Source organism: Undibacterium sp. Ji50W, assembly GCF_049340445.1.
Taxonomy (GTDB): domain Bacteria; phylum Pseudomonadota; class Gammaproteobacteria; order Burkholderiales; family Burkholderiaceae_D; genus Undibacterium.
Window position 1 is genome coordinate 1 of the sequence record NZ_JBMPOX010000048.1, and the last position, 3,340, is coordinate 3,340.

Genomic DNA, 3,340 nt, shown 5'->3' on the forward strand with positions numbered 1-3,340 from the left:
CATTGGCATCATAGCGATTTTCTGAAACAGCGCCCTGGCTGTCGACGGTAAACACCAGCCTGCCAGCAGCGTCATGGGTATACCGCACATTGCGGTCTTGCTTGCCATTGGGCTGCAACTGACTGGCGATATCGCTGCTGCTGAGTTGCGTTGTGGCAGTCGGTGCTGCAATCGTAGTGGCATAGGCAATCCGCTGTGCCAGTTGGCCATTCGCATCATAGATAAGATGGCTGACACTGCCATCGGCATTCACCTGGTAGCTCAGGCGATTGGCATCGTCATACGTCATCAGGGTGACACGGTCCGCTGCACTGGCCTGCACACTGCTGGCTGCGGCACCGGTGGTACCGGTAGCGACGGTATTGGCATAACTGATCTGTTTGACCAGGTTGCCGTTCTTGTCAAACACTTGCTGGGTCACGGCACCACTGCCATTCACGCTCCAGCTCAGGCGATTGGCGGCATCGTAGCTGCGGTGTACATGCGCATCATGCGCCGTATCCGTCAGGGCGGCCGTGGCGGCGGCCAAAGCCGTGACAGTCATCGGCGTGCTGGCGGGCAATGCTCTGGCATAGGTGATGGCATCGACCACGTTGCCATTGGCATCATAGGTATTTTTAGTGACAGTGCCGGTGCCGCTGACGACGTAAATTGGGCGGTTCAATGCATCATAGACCGTGCGTACACGCTGGTCATGGGCCGCATCGGCCACTACCAGCGGGGCGGTACCCGGGGTCCAGCTCGACAGGCGTATCGGTTTGGCATAGCTGACGCGCTCGGTCACATTGCCATTGGCATCATAGGTGAAACTGGTGACACTGCCGGCGGCATCAATGGTGAAACGGACATGGCCATCTTTGTCATACACGCGGTTCTGGCGCACATCCTGGGCCGGGTCAGCCTGCAGCCTGGCAGCCACTTCAGCCTGGCTGGGGTTGGTGCTGAGGCCTGTCAGTGCAATCGGATTGGCATAGCTGATGCTGGTGAGTACCCGGCCTTCATGGTCATAGATGGCCTTTTGTACGGCGCCAGTGGGGTTGATGGTATACACCAGGCGGTCATTGGCATCCCATACATAGCGGGTCAGATTGCCATCGGCATCGGTGACACTGGTGACATTGCCTTTGGCATCATACTGATAATGACGGCTGAGGTTCAGTCCATCCGGGTCGGTATGGTCGGCAATCCGGTGACCCTGGGCATCATAATCATACTGGACCACATTCCCTGCCGGGCTGGTCACGCGCAGCACATGGCCTTGCGCATCGTAGCTGTAGCGGGTGATGGCGTTGAGACCGCTCGGGTCAACCACCTGGCTGCTGACCTGGCCTTTAAGATCATAATTGGTCAGGGTGACGATGCCATTGGCATCGGTCATGCGGATTTGCTGGCCTTTGGCGTCGTACTGGTAGCTGGTGGTGAGTGCCAGGCCTGCTGCGTCGACGGTGCGCGACAGCAGACGGTTGGCGGCATCGTAGTGGTAATCGACTTTGTTGCCATTGGCATCGGTGGTCTGGATCAGGCGGTTGGCATGGTCATAGACCGTGCTGGCGCTAGTGAGTTCGCTGGCAGCATTCAGCAAATTGCCATTCGCATCATAGTGATAGCTGGTGACATGGCCATTGCCATCGGTGACGCTATTGGTCTGGCCCTGGCGGTTGTGGATAGTGCTGACAGTCACGCCTTCAGCCGTGGTGACGCTGATGCCGCGGTTGGCGGTGTTGTAGCTGTAGGTCACCGTATTGCCATTGCCGTCGGTCTGGGTCAGGACACGGCCTATCGCATCATAGCTGACGCTGCGTTGCGTCTGACTGGCGTCGGCAGAGACAGGATCAATGCTGACGATGGCACGGCCTAAACGGTCATAGCTGACCTGGCGTACATTGCCATTCGCATCGACACTGCGGATGGCACGGCCAAAGGCATCATAATCCACCTGGTTGGTGGCGGCAACGCCGGTGGTGTCGGTGACAGAGCCGGTTTGCAAACCACGGTGGTCAAACATGGCCAGTTGGGTCAGGGCGGTATTGCCGGCGCCGGTGGTGCCGGTGGTGGTACTGATGCGTTCACCAAAGGCATCATAGCTAAAGCTGGTGACGGCACCAAGCGGGTCGGTGATGCTGGCCACCTGGCCGGCGCTGTTGTAACTGATGGTGCTGCTGCTATCGAGGGCGCTGTTGGCAATGCCTGCCAGTGCTGTTTGCAGATGGCTATCGACCAGGCCACCATGCAGGGAAGTCAACTCCGTCAGGCGGGTGCCGTACTGGACGGTGCTGACCAGTTGGTTGAGATTGTTGTAGCGGCGTTCCTGCACTTCCCCCAGGGCATTGATGCTGTGGGTGAGGTTACCGCTCTGGTCATAATAGAACAGGGTGGTGTTGCCGTTCGGGTCGGTCATGCTGATGCGGCGACCGGCGGTGTCATAGGCATAGCTGGTGCCATACTGGGCCCAGATGGCATCGATTTCTTGCGGGCTTTGTTGACCTGTGAGTTGGGCACTGCCCAGGCCGGACAGGGTGGCGCTGACGCGACCCAGTTGGTCGTAACGCTGGTTGCTGATGCGGATGTCGCCGCTACCGGCGGCATCGATGACTTTAATCAGGTTGCCGGCAATATCGTACTGGTATTGCCTTTGGGTGCCTTCGGCATTGGTGCTGGTCACCACACGGTTGAGGGCATCATAGGTCTGGCTGCTGACCTGGTCTTCGGCATTGCTGGCGGGACGCAGGCTGGCCAGGGTGGAACTGGCAGTGACGGGACCGAGGGCTTTGTTGCTATAGCGGGTGCTGCTGGTGGCATTGCCATTGGCGTCGTAATGCAATTCGGTCAAATAAGCTTCGGCATCGACATTGGCAACAAGTTGGCCTTTGGTATTGTAGAGGGCGTAGTTGTGCTGGTCGGCGGCATTGACGGCTGGGATCAGGGACGCGAAGTTGCTGCTGGTGGTGACGGCACCAGCAACTTTAGTGGCGTAACGAATGACTTCAACACGGTGTCCGGCACTGTCGTAGCGGTATTGGCTGAGGTAGCCTTCGGCATCGACGGTACCGATGAGCTGGTGGTTGGCGTCATAGAAGCCCACACTGGTTCGGTCATTGGCATGGGCAGCGACGACCACATCTTGCGGACCGGCATGAAGGCTGAGGCTGGCAGGGGCAAGGGTATTGGCTCTTTGTACGGTGGACAGCAGGTTGCCTGCAGCGTCGTAGCTGTATTCAGTGACGAGACCGGCGGCACTGACGGTTTTACTCAGATGACCGGCTGCATCATAGAAGCTGCGGCTGATGAGGTCATTGGCTGATGCGGTCAGCATCGGTAGCAGGTCGTAGGTGGTGCGGGT

Annotated in this window: 1 protein-coding gene; it reads right to left on the reverse strand. The window is 58.5% G+C overall.

Annotated features, from left to right (window positions below; all coding sequences use genetic code 11):
- A partial coding sequence (locus tag ACO0K9_RS27875) for a hypothetical protein (protein WP_422990639.1) occupies positions 1–3,340 on the reverse strand: 3,340 nt, incomplete at both ends.